Here is a 17,545-nt window from a genome sequence, read left to right on the forward strand (position 1 = left end):
ACCCGCCCACCGCCGAGAGCCTCCGGCCGGGCCGCCGGGCGCGGCGCGGCGTGGAGTGGCGCTCTCGACCGATCGCCGACAGGCTGAGAAACTGTGTGCCGGTCAGCGGGTTGGGGGATGGATGAGCAACGGCTGGGTGGTGCCCGACGAGGTGCTCCGGGACGCGCCGGCGTACACGCCGCGCCCCGGCGAGCTCGCCGACCTGGAGCTGCTGCTGACCGGGGCGTACGCCCCGCTGACCGGCTTCATGACCCGCGCCGACCTGGTCTCGGTGAGCCGCCGGGGCCGGCTCGCCGACGGCGCCCCGTGGCCGGTGCCGGTGACGCTCCAGGTGCCCGCGGCGCTCGCCCAGGGCCTGGACCCGCGCGACGAGGCGCGCCGCACCCTGGTGCTGACCGACGGCGAGGGCGCGCCGGTCGCGGCGCTGGAGGTCGCCGACGCCTGGCAGGTCCGCGACGGGGTGGCGGGCGTCGGGGGCACGGTCCGCCGGCTCGGCGACGGCGGCCACGGCCCGTTCCAGCGGCTGCGCCGCACCCCCGAGGAGGTACGCGCGCTGCTGCCGCCCGGCCGGGTGCTCGGGGTGGTCGCCGACCGCCCGCTGCACCGGCCGCAGCTCGCCCAGATCGCCCACGCCGCCCGCACCCTCGGCGCCCACCTGCTGGTGATGATCCCCGTCGGCGAGGACGGCGTCGGTGGGCTGCCCCCGGAGGCGCTGGTGCGTGGCATCTTCGCCGCCCGGGACCGGATGCCGCCGGCCACGCTGGTCGCCGTGCCGCTCAGCCGGCGCCGCGACGAGATCAGCGACGCCCTGCTGCGGGCCCGGGTGTCGGCGGCGTACGGGGTGACGCACCTGCTCTCCACCGGTGAGATGCTCTCGGGCGCGGGCCTGCGGGTGCTGGTGCCGCGCGAGCTGGCCTACGACAACCGCGACGGGCAGTGGCGCTGGCGGGAGGACATCCCGCCGCGCAACCGGCGCCTGGCCCTGACGCAGGCGGAGATCGACGACCTGCTGGACCGGGGCTTCCCGCTGCCCGAGTGGCACACCCCGCCGGCGGTGGCGAGGGAGCTGGCCCGGGCCCGTCCGCCCCGGCGGCACCGGGGCCTGGTGGTCTTCCTGACGGGGCTCTCCGGCTCCGGCAAGTCGACGATCGCGCGCGGCCTCGCCGACGCGCTGCGCGAGCAGGGCGACCGGACGATCACGCTGCTCGACGGCGACGTGGTGCGCCGGGAGCTCTCCGCCGGCCTGGGCTTCGGCAAGGCCGACCGCGACCTCAACGTGCGGCGGATCGGCTGGGTGGCCGCCGAGATCGCCCGGCACCGCGGCGTCGGCATCTGCTGCCCGATCGCCCCGTACGCCCAGGCGCGCGCGACCGCCCGGGAGATGGCCCTGGCCGCCGGGGCCGGTTTCCTGCTGGTGCACGTCGCGACCCCGCTGGAGGTCTGCGAGCAGCGCGACCGCAAGGGCCTGTACGCCCGGGCCCGGGCGGGCCTGCTCACCGGGATGACCGGCATCGACGACCCCTACGAGGAGCCGACCGACGCGGACCTGGTCGTCGACACCAGCGACCTGACGGTCGACGAGGCGGTCCAGGCCGTCCTGCACCACCTGACCGAGACCGGCTGGGTCGAGCCCAAGCTCCAGTCCATCTGATCCGCCCCTGTCTCCTTCCGCGGGTCGCCCCTCCGCGCTAGTGTTCGTCTTTGTTCGAACACGTTCGACCGCGTGAGAGCGCGGGGGCACGGAGGTGCGACGGATGCTGGCTCAGCAGCGCCAGGCGGCCATCCTGGACCGGGTGCGCGCCACCGGCGGGGTGCGGGTCACCGACCTGGCCGTCGAGTTCGGCGTCTCCGACATGACCATCCGGCGCGACCTGGAGACGCTGCACGAGCGTGGCCTGCTGGCCAAGGTGCACGGCGGCGCCACGGTCGCCGGCCCCGGCTCGACCGACGAGCCGGGGTTCCGGGCCAAGTCGGTGCGGCAGTTGGCGGAGAAGGCGGCCATCGCGGCGCGGGCCGCGGAACTGGTCCGGCCGGGCGCGGCGATCGCCCTGTCAGCCGGCACCACCACCGCCGAGCTGGCCCGCCGGCTGGTCGACGTGCCGGGCCTGACCGTGGTCACCAACTCGCTGCCGGTGGCCGAGATCCTGCACGTCGGGGGCCGCCCGGACCAGACCGTGGTGCTCACCGGCGGGGTGCGTACGCCGTCCGACGCCCTGGTCGGGCCGCTGGCCGTCGGCGCGATCCGGTCGCTGCACCTGGACCTGCTCTTCCTCGGCGTGCACGGGATCAGCGAGCGGGCCGGGTTCACCACGCCCAACCTGATGGAGGCGGAGACCGACCGGGCGTTGGTGGCCGCCGCCGACCGGCTGGTGGTGCTCGCCGACCACACCAAGTGGGGCACGGTCGGCATCTCCGCCATCGTCGAGCTCTCCGCCGCCCACGTGCTGGTCACCGACGACCGGTTGCCTCCCGAGGCGCGGCGCTCGCTCGACGACCGGGTGGGCCAACTGGTGGTCGTGCCGGCGGCGGACGGGGCGCGGGCGGCCACGCCGACGGCGACGGGGGCGGCGCGATGAAGCGCACCGCGATCGAGCTGGCCGACGGCCGCGAACTGATCTACTTCGACGAGCGGGACGACGCCGTCCGCGACCAGCCGGACCGGCGCGAGCTTCCCCCGCTGCCGCCCGCGTCGCAGCTGCGCCACGACCCGCTGACCGACGAGTGGGTGGCGGTCGCCGTGCACCGGCAGACCCGCACCTTCCTCCCGCCGGCCGACCAGTGCCCGCTCTGCCCCACCACCGCCGACCGGCTCAGCGAGATCCCCGCCCCCGACTACGACGTCGCCGTCTTCGAGAACCGGTTCCCCTCGCTGAGCGGCCGGGTGGCCGACGAGCCGGCCGAGATCACGCCGTTCACCCCGGTCCGGCCCGGCCGGGGCCGTTGCGAGGTGGTCTGCTTCACCGACGACCACAATGCCTCCTTCGCCGGCCTGCCGCCGCGCCGGGTGCGTACCGTGCTGGACGCGCTCGCCGACCGGACCGCCGCGCTGAGCGAGCTGCCCGGCGTGGAGCAGGTCTTCCCGTTCGAGAACCGGGGCGTGGAGATCGGGGTGACGCTGCACCACCCGCACGGTCAGGTCTACGCGTACCCCTTCGTGACGCCGCGCACCCGGGCGATGCTGGCCGCCGCCCGCCGGCACGCCGACCGCACCGGCGGACGCAACCTCTACGCCGACGTGCTCGCCGCCGAACGGGCCGCGGGCGACCGGGTGGTCGCCGCCAACGAACACTGGACCGCGTACGTTCCGGCCGCCGCGCGCTGGCCGTTCGAGGTGCACGTGGCCCCGCACCGGCCGGTGCCGGACATCCCGGCGCTCGACGACGCCGAGCGGGACGCCTTCGGGCCGCTCTACCTGGACGTCCTGCGCCGCTTCGACGGGCTGTTCGACCTGCCGATGCCCTACATCGCCGCCTGGCACCAGGCCCCGGTACGCGCCGACCGCGAGCTGGGCCACCTGCACCTGCAACTGTTCAGCATCCGGCGGGCCCGGGGCAAGCTGAAGTACCTGGCCGGCTCGGAGTCCGGCATGGGCGTCTTCATCAACGACATCGCCCCGGAACGTGCCGCCGAACTGCTCCGTGCCGGATGAGGCAAGGGCACCCCGGTTGACGCCCACGGGAGGCCCTTCACCACCTCTGGCGGCACCATCGGCCGACAGCCGGAGGCCGGCCGGCGGAGGTGGCAGACAGGGCGCGGGGGGCCCGGGACAGGGCCCCCCGCAGGGAAGGGACGGCTGGCTGTGCGCGACAGCCGGGAAGGCTGGCTGATCGGCACGCTTGCCGCGAGGCGACCGCGGTCAACCTTCCTGGACGCGACTGGCATCTCGTCCACCCTGGTCAACGAGGCGCGCCGGACGGAGTGACGCGCTCCGCGTGTCAGCCCGCAACACGCCGCGCGGGCCACGAAACTCGCCCGGGGCGGAGACGACGGAGCCCGCCGGCGGGGCCGGCGGGCTCGGTCGGTGTGGCGGAGGAGATCAGGCGGAGAGCTTGCGCGCCAGGTTCTCGTCCAGGGCGTTCATGAACTCGTCGGTGGTCAGCCACGGGGCGTCCCGCGAGATGAGCAGCGCGAGGTCCTTGGTCATCTGGCCGCCCTCGACGGTGTCGATGATGACCTGCTCCAGGGTGTTGGCGAACTCGGTGACCGCCGGGGTGCCGTCCAGCTTGCCCCGGTGGGCCAGGCCCCGGGTCCAGGCGTAGATGGAGGCGATCGGGTTGGTCGAGGTCTTCTCGCCCTTCTGGTACTGCCGGTAGTGCCGGGTGACGGTGCCGTGCGCGGCCTCGGCCTCGACCGTACGGCCGTCCGGGGTCATCAGCACCGACGTCATCAGGCCCAGCGAGCCGAAGCCCTGCGCGACGGTGTCGGACTGCACGTCACCGTCGTAGTTCTTGCAGGCCCAGACGAAGCCGCCCTCCCACTTCAGCGCGGCGGCGACCATGTCGTCGATCAGCCGGTGCTCGTAGCTGATGCCGGCGGCCTCGAACTCGGCCTTGAACTCGTTCTCGAACACCTCGGCGAAGATGTCCTTGAACCGGCCGTCGTACGCCTTGAGGATGGTGTTCTTCGTCGACAGGTAGACCGGGTAGCCGCGGTCCAGGCCGTAGCGCATCGAGGCGCGGGCGAAGTCCCGGATCGACTCGTCGAAGTTGTACATGCCCATGGCGACGCCGCCGCCGGGGAAGTTGGCGACCTCCATCTCCACCGGCGCGGAGCCGTCGGTCGGGGTGTAGGTGATGGTCACCGTGCCCGGGCCGGGGACGACGAAGTCGGTGGCCTTGTACTGGTCGCCGTGGGCGTGCCGGCCGATGATGATCGGCTTGGTCCAGCCGGGGACCAGCCGCGGCACGTTGGACATGATGATCGGCTCGCGGAAGACGACGCCGCCGAGGATGTTGCGGATGGTGCCGTTCGGCGACCGCCACATCTTCTTCAGGCCGAACTCCTCGACCCGGGCCTCGTCGGGGGTGATGGTCGCGCACTTGACGCCGACGCCGTGCTGCTTGATGGCGTTGGCGGCGTCCACGGTGACCTGGTCGTCGGTCTCGTCGCGGTACTGAATCGACAGGTCGTAGTAGTGCAGGTCGACGTCGAGGTAGGGCAGGATCAGCTGCTCCCGGATCTGCTTCCAGATGATCCGGGTCATCTCGTCGCCGTCGAGCTCCACGACCGGGTTGTTTACCTTGATCTTCGCCATCGGCCGGCGCTCCTCTCGGGGGACTCGTGCTCAAGCAGTACGAGCGTACTGGAAACTGGCCGGCAGTCCCCAGCCGGCCTCGGTCGGCCGCAAACGGGGTAGCACGGCACGGGACCGCGCTGGCACCATCGCCCGATGCCACCGCGCCGCACCCTCGGGTCTATCACGGTCACCGCGCTCACCGACGGCGAGGGGCCGTTCTTCCAGCCCCGCGCCGAGGCGTTCCCGGACGCCACGCCCGAACACTGGCGCGCGGCCGACCGGCGGGACCCGGCCACGGTGACCGCCGACGGGCGGTGGTGGCTGCCGTTCCGCAGCTTCGCGATCCGCGCCGGGGACGGCCCGGTGACCCTGGTCGACGCCGGGATCGGCCCGGCCGGCGCCCCCGCGTCGAGTTGGGCGCCGGTGCCCGGGCGGCTGCCGGGCGAGCTCGCCGCCGCCGGCATCGACCCGTCCGACGTGCGCACGGTGGTGCTCACCCACCTGCACACCGACCACGTCGGCTGGGCGGTCACGGGCACGCCGGCCACGCCGTATTTCCCGAACGCCGACTACGTGCTCCAACGGGCCGAGCTGGCCGCCGTGGAGAGCATCAACCCCGGGCTGCCGGCCGGGCTGGTCGCGCCGTTGCGCGCCGCCGGCCAGCTCCGGGTGGTCGACGGCGAGGTGCGGCTCGATCCGACGGTACGACTGCTGCCGACGCCGGGGCACACGCCCGGGCACCAGTCGGTGCTGCTGGAGGTCGGCGACGAGCGGCTGCTGGTCACCGGCGACCTGCTGGTGCACGCCGTGCAACTGGTCGATCCGGAGCTGGCGTACGCCCACGAGGAGGACGCCGCGGCGGCGCGCGCATCGCGGATGGCGCTGCTGCGCGACCTGGCCGCGCGCGGCCCCGCGGTGCTCGCCACCCCGCACCTCGGCGAGGCGTTCGTGGCGTTGTAGGGGCGCGACGACGAGGGGGCACGCCGGCGGACCGGCGTGCCCCCTCGTCGGGTGACGGATCACATGTTGGCGACGTCGGCCTGCTTGGCGCGGACGGCCTCGGCGGCCTCCTTCAGGCTGGCCAGCTCGTCGGCGTCCAGGTCGGTCTCGACGACCCGCTTGACGCCCTCGGCCCCGATCTCCGCCTCGACGCCCAGGTAGACGCCGGAGATGCCGTACTCGCCGTCGACCCAGGCGCAGACCGGCATGACCTCGCCGGAGTCCTCCGCGACGGCCTTGGCCATCCGGGCGGCGGCGGCGGACGGGGCGTAGTACGCCGAGCCGGTCTTGAGCAGCGCGACCACCTCGGCGCCGCCGTTGCGGGTCTTGACGACCAGCTCCTCGATCTGCTCGGCCGGCATCGCGTCGCGCAGCGGCTTGCCGTTCACCGTGCTCTTCGACGGCACCGGCACCATCGTGTCGCCGTGCGAGCCGAGGGTCAGGGTCTTCACCGACTTCACCGGTACGCTCAGCGCCTCGGCGACGAAGTTGGTGAACCGGGCGGTGTCCAGCATGCCGGCCTGGCCGAGCACCCGGTTCTTCGGGAACTGGGTGGCGAGCTGGGCCAGCGCGGTCATCTCGTCCAGCGGGTTGGACACGACGATGACGACGGCGTTCGGGGCGTACTTGGCGACGTTCTCGGAGACCTGGCGGACGATCTTCGCGTTCGTCTCCAGCAGGTCCATCCGGCTCATGCCCGGCTTGCGCGGCAGGCCGGCGGTGATCACCACGACGTCCGAGCCCTCGATCGCCTCGTAGCCCTCACCGTTCGGGCCCGTGGTCACGCCGACGACCTTGGTCTCGAAGCCCTCGACCGCGCGCGACTGGTTGAGGTCCAGGGCGAGACCCGCGGGCTTGCCCTCCACGATGTCGGTGATCACGACGGTGTCGAAGACGTCGTACTCGGCCAGGCGCTGCGCGGTGGTGGAGCCGTAGAAGCCGGCCCCGACGACAGTGACCTTCTTACCCATGGTCGTCCCACTCCCTGCTACCAGTCGGTTTTCCGGACCGTATCAGTCATCCTGGCACCGATCCGGTCAGGGGCGGACGGTTATGCCCCCGATGGGCGGTGCAAGCGGGCTCCGGCACACACCGAGGTGTCGGGAAGGGCCCTCTTCCACCTGGGGGCCATGCCCCGCACCTCAGTCGCGTTCGGCGCGCTCGACGACGTTGGTCAGCAGCATCGCGCGGGTCATCGGGCCGACGCCGCCCGGCATCGGCACCAGCTTGCCGGCCACCTCGGCCGTCTCCGGGGCGACGTCACCGGTGTAGCGGCCCTTGCCGTCCGGGCCGATCACCCGGGTGATGCCCACGTCGACCACCACCGCGCCCGGCGTGACCATGTCGGCGGTGAGCAGGCCCGGCACCCCGGCGGCCACGATGACGATGTCGGCGGCGCGGGTGTGCGCGGCGAGGTCGAGGGTGCCGGTGTGGCACAGCGTCACGGTGGCGTTCTCGCTGCGCCGGGTCAGCAGCAGGCCGAGCGGGCGGCCGACCGTGTTGCCCCGGCCGACCACGGCGACCTTCGCCCCGCGCAGCGCCACGTCGTGCCGGCGGAGCAGCTCGACGATGCCGCGCGGGGTGCAGGGCAGCGGGCCCTCGTAGCCGAGGACGAGCCGGCCGAGGTTGACCGGGTGCAGGCCGTCGGCGTCCTTGTCGGGGTCGATCAGCTCCAGCACCCGCTGGGTGTCGAGGTGACCCGGCAGCGGCAGCTGGACGATGTAGCCGTGGCAGGCCGGGTCGGCGTTGAGCTCGGCGAGCACCGCGTCGACCTGCTCCTGGGTGGCGTCGGCCGGCAGCTCCCGGCGGATCGAGGCGATGCCCACCTCGGCGCAGTCGCGGTGCTTGCCGTTGACGTACGCCTGGGACCCGGGGTCGGCGCCGACCAGGACGGTGCCCAGCCCGGGGGTGATGCCGCGTTCCGCCAGTGCCTTGACCCGCGTCCGCAGCTCGTCCTTGATCTCGGCCGCGGTCGCCTTGCCGTCCAGAAGCGTCGCCGTCACGCCCAGATCGTCTCACGGTCGAAGCCCGGTGATCCGACGACCTGCGTCAGCCAGCCATCCGATCACGAAGAGTGACGTGCATTTCATCACTGTGAGTTAACACGCGTGGGTCCGGTCACAGCCGGATCCGGACGCGGCGGCTGCGGCGGGGACGGTGCCGGACAGCGGGGACGGAACAGCGCGGGAAGGTTGAGAGGCGGCGGCGACGGCCACCGCCATCACGACGGTCCGCAGGTGAGGCGGCATTTGTCGACCCGACGGCTATAGCAGGAGAACTTGGCCACCGCAAGACCCCGAGTCCGGCCCCGTTATCGCTTCGCAACGCGCTCGTTGCCGAACGCCAACCCGCGACCTACCGTTGCCCAACGTTGCGCAGCGTAAACCCAGCGCCGGGCCTGACTGCGCAGCGTGAGGAGACGAGGAGGCTACATGCGCGTGCGCAGGCTCGCTACCTGGACCGCCCTCCCGCTCGCGGTGACCCTGGGCCTGGTGGCCTGCGGCTCGGGCGGCGACGGCGGATCCGGCGAGAGCAACCCCGACGCGGCCGTGCGGATCGAGATCGCCGAGCCGCAGCACCTGGTGCCGACCAACACCAACGAGACGAGCGGCTCGCAGGTGCTCAGCGCCCTGTTCAGCCCGCTGGTCGACTACGACGAGGCCAACAAGCCGTACGAGGTGGCGGCCGAGTCGGTGACGTCCGAGGACAACACGACCTGGACGGTCAAGCTCAAGGACGGCTACACCTTCCACAACGGCGAGAAGGTCACCGCCGACAACTACCTCGACGCCTGGAACTACGGCGCCTACGCGCCGAACGGGCAGAACTCGAGCTACTTCTTCGAGAAGATCGCCGGCTACGAGGACCTGCAGGGCGAGACGCCGAAGGCCAGGACGCTGACCGGCCTGAAGAAGGTCGACGACCTGACCTTCACCGTCACGCTCTCCGAGCCGTACAGCGAGTTCAAGACCATGCTCGGCTACACCGCCTTCTACCCGATGCCGAAGGCCGCGTTCTCCGCGCCCGGCGTGCTGGCCGAGGGTTACGAGCAGGCGCCGGTGGGCCAGGGCCCGTTCAAGATGAAGGGGACCTGGCAGCACGACGCCAAGGTCGAGGTCGAGAAGTACGACGCCTTCCCCGGCGAGAAGCCGAAGGTGGCCGGCGTCGAGTTCCGGATCTACCAGCAGCCGACCGCCGCGTACGCGGACGTGCTGTCGGACAACCTGGACGTCATCAAGACCATCCCGACCGAGAACCTGTCGACGGCCGGCACCGACCTCGGTGACCGGTTCAAGCAGAGCCCGGCCTCGTCGCTCCAGGTGCTGGCGTTCCCGACGTTCCAGAAGGAATTCAGCAACCCGGACGTGCGCAAGGCCATCTCGATGGCGATCGACCGGGACGAGATCACCAAGTCGATCTTCAAGGACTCGCAGCAGCCCGCCCGCTCGTTCGTCTCGCCGGTCGTCGCGGGCTACCGCGACAACACCATCGGCGAGGCCGGCGAGTTCGACCCGGCCAAGGCCAAGGCGCTGTACCAGGCCGCGGGCGGCCCGGCGAAGATCGAGCTGTCCTACAACGGCGACGGCGGCCACAAGGACTGGATCGACGCGACCTGCAACCAGCTCAAGGCCAACCTGGGCGTGGACTGCGTGGGCAACGCCGAGCCGAAGTTCGCGGACCTGCTGACCAAGCTCAAGGCCAAGCAGCCGGTCGGCCTGTTCCGGATGGGCTGGGTCATGGACTACCCGTCCATGGAGAACTACCTGGGCCCGCTGTACAGCAGCAACGGCTCGTCGAACTACTACGGCTACAGCAACCCGGCGTTCGACAAGCTGCTCGCCGAGGGCGCCAGCGCCGCGAACGAGGACGAGGCGGTCAAGAAGTACCAGGCGGCGGAGGACCTGCTGGCCAAGGACCTGCCGGTCATCCCGCTGCGGTACGGCCAGAACAACTTCGGCCACTCGACCAAGGTCAAGAACGTGGAGATGGACCTCTTCGACCGGGTCGACCTGCTGAAGATCGAGGCCGTCAAGTAACAGCGCGGCACGACGGGTCGGGTCACCGGCGGACGGTGGCCCGACCCGCCATCCTCTTCACCCTTTTTCAGAGAGACTGCCAAGTATGTTCCGCTTCATCCTGAGGCGTCTGCTCCAGATGGTCCTCGCGTTCTTCGGAACCACGCTGATCGTCTACGCGCTGATGTTCGCCGGCCAGGGCGACCCCATCCAGGCGCTGGCCGGGGAGCGCCCGGTCACGGCCGCGCAGCGGGCATACCTGACGGAGAAGTTCCACCTCGACCAGACCGGGGTCGGCGGCTTCTTCTACCGCTACTTCGACTACATCAAGAACCTCCTGCAGGGCGACCTCGGGCAGTCGCTGACCGGGCGCTCGATCGGCGACATCCTCGCCGCCGCCTGGCCCGTCACGGTCAAGCTGGCGCTGATCGCCATGGCCGTCACCATCGTCTTCGGGGTCACCGCGGGCGTCCTCGCCGGCATCCGGCGGGCCAGCATCTTCGACAACTCGACGCTGCTGCTGACCCTGCTGGTGCTCGGCATCCCCACGATCGTGCTCGCCCCCCTCGCCCAGTACCTCCTCGGCGTCAAGTGGCAGCTCTTCCCGCCCACCGCCGGCGCCGACCCCGACCTGTACGCGCTGCTGCTGCCCGGCATCGTGCTCGGCTCCCTCTCGCTGGCCACCGCGCTGCGGCTGACCCGGACCTCGGTGGCGGAGAACCTGCGCGCCGACTACGTCCGGACCGCCCGCTCCAAGGGACTGGCCAAGCGGCGCATCGTCAGCGTCCACGTGCTGCGCAACTCGCTCATCCCGGTGGTCACCTTCCTCGGCGTCGAACTGGGCAACCTGATGAGCGGCGCGATCATCACCGAGGGCGTGTTCAACATCCCCGGTGTCGGCTTCAACCTCTTCCGCGGCATCCGCACCGAGGACGGCCCGCTGGTGGTGGGCATCGTCAGCGTGCTCGTCGTGGTCTACCTCGTCTCCAACCTGGTGGTGGACGTCCTGTACGCCGTACTCGACCCGAGGATCCGCTATGAGTGACTTCGAGACTGTCGCCGCTTCGGAGAACCAGGCCGCGCGGCGGGGGCCGTCGGGCGAGCCGGGCGCGCCGGGGCAGGCGGGCGTACCGCAGAAGCCGCGCAGCCTGGCCGGCGACGCCTGGCGCGACCTGCGCCGCAACCCGATCTTCTGGGTCAGCCTCGCCCTGGTGGTGCTGGTCGCCGCCATGGCCGCCGTCCCCGGCCTGTTCACTTCGAACGACCCCCGCGACTGCGTGCTGGCCCGCCAGCACGCCGGCCCGTCCGGCGGGGCGATCTTCGGGTACGACTTCCAGGGCTGCGACACGTACTCCCGGGCGGTGTACGGCGCCCGCGCGTCGCTGCTGGTCGGCGCCCTCTCCGCGCTGCTCACCGGCCTGATCGCGCTCGTCGTCGGGATGGTTGCCGGCTACTTCGGCCGCTGGGTCGACGCGGTGCTCTCCCGGGTGATCGACATCGTGCTCGGCATCCCGCTGCTGCTCGCCGCGATCGTGCTGCTGAAGCGGGTGAACAGCGACAGCTCCGCGGTCCGGATCGGCGCGGTGATCTTCGTGCTGGCGATCCTCGGCTGGACCACCGCCGCCCGCGTCGTCCGCTCCTCGGTGATCACCGCGAAGGAGCAGGACTACGTGGCGGCGGCCCGGATGCTCGGCGCCGGCGACGGCCGGATCATGCTGCGGCACATCCTGCCGAACGCGCTCGCCCCGGCGATCGTGGTGCTGACCATCGCGCTCGGCTCGTTCATCGCCGCCGAGGCGACGCTCTCCTTCCTCGGCATCGGCCTGAAGGCGCCGACGATCTCCTGGGGCATCGACATCGACGCCGGCCGGGTGCACATGCGGGAGTCGGCCACGCCGCTGGTCGTCCCCTCGACGTTCCTCGCGCTGACCGTGCTGGCGTTCATCATGCTCGGCGACGCGATCCGCGACGCGTTCGACCCGAAGCTGCGGTGACGGATGCGAACGAACGCAGCGAGCCCCGCAGTCGCGAACGAAAGGCAGGCACCCGTGCGAGCGCGAGGAGTGAGCGCAGCGAGCCCCGCAGTCGCGAACGAAAGGCAGGCACCGTGAGCCAGTCCGCCGTCCGGCCGACGCCGGCCTCCCCGACGCCCGAGGGCGGGCACCTGCTGGACGTACGGGACCTGCACGTCGAGTTCCGCACCGGCGAGGGCGTGGCCAAGGTGATCAACGGGGTCTCGTACCACCTCGACCCCGGCGAGACGCTCGCCGTGCTCGGCGAATCCGGCTCCGGCAAGTCGGTCACCGCGCAGGCGATCATGGGCATCCTCGACACTCCCCCGGCGCTGATCCGCTCTGGTCAGATCCTCTACCAGGGTCGGGACCTGCTGAAGCTGTCGGAGGAGCAGCGCCGGCAGGTGCGGGGCAAGGAGATCGCGATGATCTTCCAGGACGCCCTCTCCGCGCTGAACCCCGTCTTCCCGGTGGGTTGGCAGATCGGCGAGACGCTGCGCCAGCGCGAGGGCATGTCCAGGGCGGACGCCCGTCGGCGGGCCGTCGAGCTGATGGACCTGGTGAAGATCCCGGCCGCCGCCAACCGGCTCGGGGACTACCCGCACCAGTTCTCCGGCGGCATGCGCCAGCGCGTCATGATCGCGATGGCGCTGGCCATGAACCCGAAGGTGCTGATCGCCGACGAGCCGACCACGGCGCTGGACGTCACCGTGCAGGCCCAGATCATGGACCTGCTGGCCGACCTGCGCCGCGATCTCGACATGGCGATGATCCTGATCACCCACGACCTCGGCGTGGTCGCCGGCGTCGCGGACCGGATCGCCGTCATGTACGCCGGCCGGATCGTCGAGCACGCCGACGTCCGCTCGCTGTACCGGGCGCCGGCCCACCCGTACACGAAAGGGCTGCTGGAGTCGATTCCGCGGATGGACGTGCGGGGTCAGCAGCTCTCCACCATCAAGGGGCTGCCGCCCAACCTGATGCGGATCCCGTCCGGCTGCCCCTTCCACCCCCGGTGCCCGTACGTGCAGCAGGTCTGCGTGGACGTGGTGCCGCACGACCTGGTCCTCGGCGACGGCCGGACCAGCGCGTGCCACTTCGCGCAGGAGGTCCGTGATGACAGCGCCCGCTAGCCCGACCAAGGTCCGGGGCGAGACGATCCTCGCCGTCGACAACCTCGTCAAGCACTTCCCGATCCGCCAGGGCGTGTTGTTCCAGAAGCAGGTCGGCGCGGTCAAGGCCGTCGACGGGGTCAGCTTCGAGCTGCGACGAGGCGAGACCCTCGGCGTGGTCGGCGAGTCCGGCTGCGGCAAGTCCACCCTGGCCCGGCTGCTGATGCGGCTGGAGACGCCGACCGCGGGCCGGGCCACCCTGGAGGGCCGGGACCTGTTCAAGGCCTCCGGCGCCGAGCTGCGCCGGTTGCGGCGCAACATGCAGATGGTCATGCAGGACCCGTACACTTCGCTGAATCCACGGATGACGGTCGGCGACATCATCGGTGAGCCGTTCGAGATCCACCCCGACGCGGCGCCGAAGGGCAGCCGTCGGCAGCGGGTGCAGGAACTGCTCGACGTGGTCGGCCTCAACCCGGAGCACATCAACCGGTACCCGCACCAGTTCTCCGGCGGTCAGCGGCAGCGCATCGGCATCGCCCGGGCGCTCGCCCTGCGGCCCGAGATCATCGTCTGCGACGAGCCCGTCTCCGCGCTCGACGTGTCGATCCAGGCGCAGGTGATCAACCTGCTGGAGCAGCTTCAGGACGAGTTCGGCCTGTCGTACATCTTCATCGCCCACGACCTGTCGGTGGTCCGGCACATCTCCGACCGGGTCGCCGTGATGTACCTCGGAAAGATCGTGGAGATCGGCACCGAGGACGAGATCTACGAGCGGGCCACCCACCCGTACACCCAGGCGTTGCTGTCGGCGGTGCCGGTGCCGGACCCGGACGCCCGCGACCAGCGCACCATGATCCGGCTCACCGGCGACGTGCCGAGCCCGGCCGACCCGCCGAGCGGCTGCCACTTCCGCACCCGCTGCTGGAAGGCCCAGGAGGTCTGCGCCCGCGAGGAGCCGCACACGGTGCTCCGCGCGGCGGACCCGCACCCCTCGGCGTGCCACTTCGCCGAACTCCGCCCCACCCCCTGACCCACCGCGCCCGCGCCCGCGCCCGCGCCCGCGCCCGCGATCTTGCACTTTGTGCCCGCGGATCGCGCGATTCGTCCCGTATGCCGGGGCACAAGTGCAAGATCGCTGAGAAGCGAGGGGCGAGGAGGTAGAGGGCTGGGAAGGGTGGTCAGTGGAAGAAGTGGCGGGTGGCGGTGAAGTACATGGTGACGCCGGCCTGCTTGGCGGCGGCGATCACCTCCTCGTCGCGGATCGAGCCGCCCGGCTGGACGATCGCGCGGACGCCCGCGTCGATGAGGATCTTCGGACCGTCGGCGAACGGGAAGAACGCGTCGGAGGCGCAGACCGCGCCGCGGGCGCGTTCCGCCCCGGCCCGGCTGACCGCGAGCTGCGCCGAGTCGACCCGGTTGACCTGGCCCATCCCGACGCCGACGGTCGCCCCGTCCTTCGCCAGCAGGATCGCGTTGCTCTTCACCGCGCGCACCGCCCGCCAGGCGAAGGCCAGGTCACGCAGGGTCGCCTCGTCGGCCGCCTCGCCCGCGGCCAGCCGCCAGTTGGCCGGGTCGTCACCGTCGGCGTCGATCCGGTCCGCCATCTGCACCAGCACGCCCCCGGTGACCTGCCGCCACTCGGCCGGCAGCGGGCCGAAGGCCGGCGCGCGCAGCAGCCGGATGTTCTTCTTGCCCTGGAGCACCTCCACGGCGCCCTCGTCGAAACCGGGCGCCACCAGCACCTCGGTGAAGATCTCCGAGACCTGCCGGGCCAGCTCGACCGAGACCGGCCGGTTGACCGCGATCACCCCGCCGTACGCGGACACCGGGTCGCAGGCGTGCGCCTTGCGGTGCGCGTCGGCCACGTCGACGCCGACGGCGATGCCGCACGGGTTGGCGTGCTTGATGATCGCCACCGCCGGCTGGTCGGCGAAGTCGTTGGCCGCCCGCCACGCGGCGTCCGCGTCGACGTAGTTGTTGTACGACATCTCCTTGCCGTGCAGCTGCTCCGCCTGGGCGAGCCCGGCGGGGCTGGACGGGTCGACGTAGAGGGCCGCCGCCTGGTGCGGGTTCTCGCCGTAGCGCAGCACCGCCGAGCGGCGCAGCGACAGCCCGGCGAAGCCCGGCCAGCCGTCCTGCTCGGGCGCCAGCACGGCGGCGCACCACTCGGCCACCGCCACGTCGTACTCGGCGATGACCGCGAACGCCTGGGCGGCCAGCACGCGGCGCTGGGCCAGGGTGAAGCCGCCCTCGTCGAGCGCGGCGAGCAGGGCCGGGTACGCGGCCGGATCGGTCACCACGGCGACCGAGGCGTGGTTCTTGGCGGCCGCCCGGACCATCGCCGGCCCGCCGATGTCGATCTGCTCGACGCACTCCTCGACGCCCGCGCCGGAGGCGACCGTGGCCTGGAACGGGTAGAGGTTGGAGACCAGCAGGTCGATCCCCGCGATGCCGTGCTCGTCGAGCTGGGCGGCGTGCGAGTCCTTACGCAGGTCGGCGAGGAGCCCGCCGTGCACCTTCGGGTGCAGCGTCTTGACCCGGCCGTCGAGGATCTCCGGGAAGCCGGTCACCGCCTCCACCGGGGTCACCGGCACTCCGGCTTCGGCGATGGTCGAGGCCGTGCTGCCGGTCGAGACGATCTCCACCCCGGCCGCGTGCAGCGCCCGGGCCAGCTCGACCAGGCCGGTCTTGTCGTAGACGCTGACCAGCGCCCGCCTGATCGGGCGGCGTTCGTCCTGAGTGGAACTCACGGAACCGTGACCTTTCTTCCGGTGATCGTCCAACCTTCGCGGACCAGGCGGCCCACCTGCTCGACGAGCTGGTGCCGCTCGGCGTCCTTGATGCGCTCGGTGAGCGTCTCCACGTCGTCGTCGTCGCGCACCGGCACGGCGACCTGCGCGACGATCGGGCCGGTGTCCATGCCGGCGTCGACGAAGAACAACGTCGCCCCGGTGACCTTCACGCCGTAGGCGAGGGCGTCGCGCGGACCGTGGATGCCGGGGAACGCCGGCAGCAGCGTGTTGTGCGTGTTCAGGTAGCGGTCGCCGAAGGCGGCCAGGAAGCGCGGGCCGACCAGCTTGAGGAAACCGGCGGAGATGACCAGGTCGGGCCGGTGCTCGGCGACGCGGGCGGTCAACGCGGCGTCCCAGTCCTCGCGGGTGGGGTGGTCGGCGACCCGCTCGACGAAGGTCGGCACACCCGCCGCGGCGGCCCGCTCCAGCCCGGCGATGCCGTCGCGGTCGGCCCCGACGGCGACCACCCGGGCTCCGTACGCCGGATCGGCACAGGCGTCGAGCAGGGCCTGGAGGTTGGAGCCGGAGCCGGAGACGAGGACGACGATGCGGGCGGCGGACGCGGGCTCGGTCACCTGACCAGCCTATCGGGCAGGCCGACGGTTCCATCCGCTGGGCAGCGCGACATTCACCGACGACGTGATCGGGCAGAACCGGGTACGCTGCCGGTCGCTCGGGACCGGCGCACGCGTCCGGCCCGCACCCGTCAGTGATCCGGCACCCCAGAGGTGTCGAGTGGAATGAGGAGTACGCCGAAATGCAGCCCGGATACCAGCCGCAGCAGCAACCGCCGGTCAACAACAACATGGCGATGTCGATCGTCGCCATCTTCCTCTTCTGGCCGCTGGCCATCCCGGCCATCATCAACGCCTCGAAGGTGAACACCCTGCTGCAGCAGGGCGACTACGCCGGGGCCCAGGCCGCGGCGGCCGAGTCGAAGAAGTGGTCCAAGTGGGCGCTGATCGTCGGCATCAGCTGGTACGTGATCGTTCTGGTGTGCTGCCTGCTCGGTGGCCTCGCCGGATTGGCTGGCGGCGGCAGCTCGGCCAGCTCCTACTGACAGAACTGCGAGGAGTTCGCATGCAGCCCGGTTACCCCGGTCAGGATCCCTACGGTCAGCAGCCGCACCAGGACCCGACCGCGCCGCACCACGACCCGTACGCCCCGCCGCCGGCGGCGCCGTACGGTCAGCAGCCCATTTCCGGGCAGCCGAACGACCCGTACGCCGCACCGCAGAACCCCTACGGTCAGCCGCCGACCTCCGGCCAGCCGTACGGGCAGCCGCCGACCTCCGGCCAGCCGTACGGGCAGCCGCCGACCTCCGGCCAGCCGTACGGGCAGCCGCCGACCTCCGGCCAGCCGTACGGGCAGCCGC

General features: G+C 71.8%; 15 protein-coding genes and 1 pseudogene. 11 read left to right on the top strand and 5 right to left on the bottom strand.

All coding sequences use genetic code 11. The features are described from left to right. Window positions 1-121 precede the first annotated feature (121 nt). From cysC to galT, 3 genes are all read left to right on the top strand, one after another. Window positions 122-1,651 (top strand): adenylyl-sulfate kinase, encoded by a 1,530-nt coding sequence (gene cysC / locus ABT006_RS07635; RefSeq protein WP_350703957.1) that lies wholly within the window; start codon window positions 122-124, stop codon window positions 1,649-1,651. 103 nt (window positions 1,652-1,754) lie between these two features. Then, on the top strand, window positions 1,755-2,576 hold the full coding sequence (locus ABT006_RS07640) for a DeoR/GlpR family DNA-binding transcription regulator (RefSeq protein WP_350703959.1): 822 nt from the start codon (window positions 1,755-1,757) through the stop codon (window positions 2,574-2,576). Then, the gene (gene galT / locus ABT006_RS07645) at window positions 2,573-3,649 is read left to right on the top strand and encodes a galactose-1-phosphate uridylyltransferase (RefSeq protein ID WP_350703961.1); all 1,077 of its coding nucleotides are present in this window, start codon (window positions 2,573-2,575) and stop codon (window positions 3,647-3,649) included. The genes ABT006_RS07640 and galT overlap by 4 nt, the downstream gene beginning before the upstream one ends. 387 nt (window positions 3,650-4,036) lie before the next feature. Here the strand turns inward: galT and ABT006_RS07650 are convergent, their stop codons facing one another. Further along, window positions 4,037-5,254 carry an NADP-dependent isocitrate dehydrogenase gene (locus ABT006_RS07650; RefSeq protein WP_350703963.1) on the bottom strand — a complete coding sequence of 406 codons (1,218 nt, stop codon included), beginning with the start codon at window positions 5,252-5,254 and terminating at the stop codon, window positions 4,037-4,039. A 135-nt stretch (window positions 5,255-5,389) separates the two neighbouring features. Here ABT006_RS07650 and ABT006_RS07655 point away from each other — a divergent pair, with 135 nt between their 5' ends. Then, a complete protein-coding gene (locus ABT006_RS07655; RefSeq protein ID WP_350703965.1) occupies window positions 5,390-6,196 on the top strand; it encodes an MBL fold metallo-hydrolase in 807 nt (268 codons plus the stop codon). Between the two features lie 59 nt (window positions 6,197-6,255). Here the strand turns inward: ABT006_RS07655 and mdh are convergent, their stop codons facing one another. Both mdh and ABT006_RS07665 read right to left on the bottom strand, forming a co-directional pair. Beyond that, window positions 6,256-7,206 (bottom strand): malate dehydrogenase, encoded by a 951-nt coding sequence (mdh, locus tag ABT006_RS07660; protein WP_350703967.1) that lies wholly within the window; start codon window positions 7,204-7,206, stop codon window positions 6,256-6,258. Window positions 7,207-7,377: 171 nt separating this feature from the next. Beyond that, entirely contained in the window at window positions 7,378-8,238 is an 861-nt protein-coding gene (locus ABT006_RS07665) for a bifunctional methylenetetrahydrofolate dehydrogenase/methenyltetrahydrofolate cyclohydrolase (protein ID WP_350703969.1), read from the bottom strand. Between the two features lie 429 nt (window positions 8,239-8,667). On the opposite strand from ABT006_RS07665, the gene ABT006_RS07670 reads away from it, so the two are divergent. The 5 genes from ABT006_RS07670 (at window position 8,668) to ABT006_RS07690 (ending at window position 14,408) form a co-directional block, all read left to right on the top strand. Further along, window positions 8,668-10,272: a peptide ABC transporter substrate-binding protein gene (locus tag ABT006_RS07670; protein ID WP_350703971.1), complete on the top strand. Its 1,605-nt coding sequence runs from the start codon at window positions 8,668-8,670 to the stop codon at window positions 10,270-10,272. 85 nt (window positions 10,273-10,357) lie between these two features. Continuing rightward, window positions 10,358-11,296 carry an ABC transporter permease gene (locus tag ABT006_RS07675; protein ID WP_350703973.1) on the top strand — a complete coding sequence of 313 codons (939 nt, stop codon included), beginning with the start codon at window positions 10,358-10,360 and terminating at the stop codon, window positions 11,294-11,296. Then, window positions 11,289-12,245 carry an ABC transporter permease gene (locus ABT006_RS07680; protein WP_350703975.1) on the top strand — a complete coding sequence of 319 codons (957 nt, stop codon included), beginning with the start codon at window positions 11,289-11,291 and terminating at the stop codon, window positions 12,243-12,245. Before ABT006_RS07675 ends, ABT006_RS07680 begins: the two co-directional genes overlap by 8 nt. A gap of 113 nt (window positions 12,246-12,358) precedes the next feature. Then, on the top strand, window positions 12,359-13,396 hold the full coding sequence (locus tag ABT006_RS07685; RefSeq protein WP_350703977.1) for an ABC transporter ATP-binding protein: 1,038 nt from the start codon (window positions 12,359-12,361) through the stop codon (window positions 13,394-13,396). Further along, window positions 13,380-14,408, top strand: a complete 1,029-nt coding sequence (locus ABT006_RS07690; protein ID WP_350703979.1) for an ABC transporter ATP-binding protein — start codon at window positions 13,380-13,382, stop codon at window positions 14,406-14,408. Before ABT006_RS07685 ends, ABT006_RS07690 begins: the two co-directional genes overlap by 17 nt. A 148-nt stretch (window positions 14,409-14,556) precedes the next feature. Here ABT006_RS07690 and purH read toward each other — a convergent pair whose 3' ends face one another. Then, window positions 14,557-16,128, bottom strand: a complete 1,572-nt coding sequence (gene purH / locus ABT006_RS07695; protein WP_350703981.1) for a bifunctional phosphoribosylaminoimidazolecarboxamide formyltransferase/IMP cyclohydrolase — start codon at window positions 16,126-16,128, stop codon at window positions 14,557-14,559. Beyond that, window positions 16,125-16,745: a phosphoribosylglycinamide formyltransferase gene (gene purN / locus ABT006_RS07700; protein ID WP_350703983.1), complete on the bottom strand. Its 621-nt coding sequence runs from the start codon at window positions 16,743-16,745 to the stop codon at window positions 16,125-16,127. The genes purH and purN overlap by 4 nt, the downstream gene beginning before the upstream one ends. Before the next feature lie 182 nt (window positions 16,746-16,927). On the opposite strand from purN, the gene ABT006_RS07705 reads away from it, so the two are divergent. Both ABT006_RS07705 and ABT006_RS07710 read left to right on the top strand, forming a co-directional pair. Beyond that, window positions 16,928-17,230, top strand: a complete 303-nt coding sequence (locus ABT006_RS07705) for a CD225/dispanin family protein (protein ID WP_350703985.1) — start codon at window positions 16,928-16,930, stop codon at window positions 17,228-17,230. Window positions 17,231-17,250: 20 nt separating this feature from the next. Continuing rightward, window positions 17,251-17,545, top strand: a pseudogene (locus tag ABT006_RS07710) (hypothetical protein); the annotation flags it as partial.

It is taken from the genome of Micromonospora sp. NPDC002717, from assembly GCF_040295705.1.
Classification (GTDB): domain Bacteria; phylum Actinomycetota; class Actinomycetes; order Mycobacteriales; family Micromonosporaceae; genus Micromonospora.

Bases quoted from the DNA above. Each gene is read 5' to 3' on its own strand.
- cysC (WP_350703957.1), top strand. From the start codon at position 122: ATGAGCAACGGCTGGGTGGTGCCCGACGAGGTGCTCCGGGACGCGCCG.
- ABT006_RS07640 (WP_350703959.1), top strand. From the start codon at position 1,755: ATGCTGGCTCAGCAGCGCCAGGCGGCCATCCTGGACCGGGTGCGCGCC.
- galT (WP_350703961.1), top strand. From the start codon at position 2,573: ATGAAGCGCACCGCGATCGAGCTGGCCGACGGCCGCGAACTGATCTAC.
- ABT006_RS07650 (WP_350703963.1), bottom strand. From the start codon at position 5,254: ATGGCGAAGATCAAGGTAAACAACCCGGTCGTGGAGCTCGACGGCGAC.
- ABT006_RS07655 (WP_350703965.1), top strand. From the start codon at position 5,390: ATGCCACCGCGCCGCACCCTCGGGTCTATCACGGTCACCGCGCTCACC.
- mdh (WP_350703967.1), bottom strand. From the start codon at position 7,206: ATGGGTAAGAAGGTCACTGTCGTCGGGGCCGGCTTCTACGGCTCCACC.
- ABT006_RS07670 (WP_350703971.1), top strand. From the start codon at position 8,668: ATGCGCGTGCGCAGGCTCGCTACCTGGACCGCCCTCCCGCTCGCGGTG.
- ABT006_RS07675 (WP_350703973.1), top strand. From the start codon at position 10,358: ATGTTCCGCTTCATCCTGAGGCGTCTGCTCCAGATGGTCCTCGCGTTC.
- ABT006_RS07680 (WP_350703975.1), top strand. From the start codon at position 11,289: ATGAGTGACTTCGAGACTGTCGCCGCTTCGGAGAACCAGGCCGCGCGG.
- ABT006_RS07690 (WP_350703979.1), top strand. From the start codon at position 13,380: ATGACAGCGCCCGCTAGCCCGACCAAGGTCCGGGGCGAGACGATCCTC.
- ABT006_RS07705 (WP_350703985.1), top strand. From the start codon at position 16,928: ATGCAGCCCGGATACCAGCCGCAGCAGCAACCGCCGGTCAACAACAAC.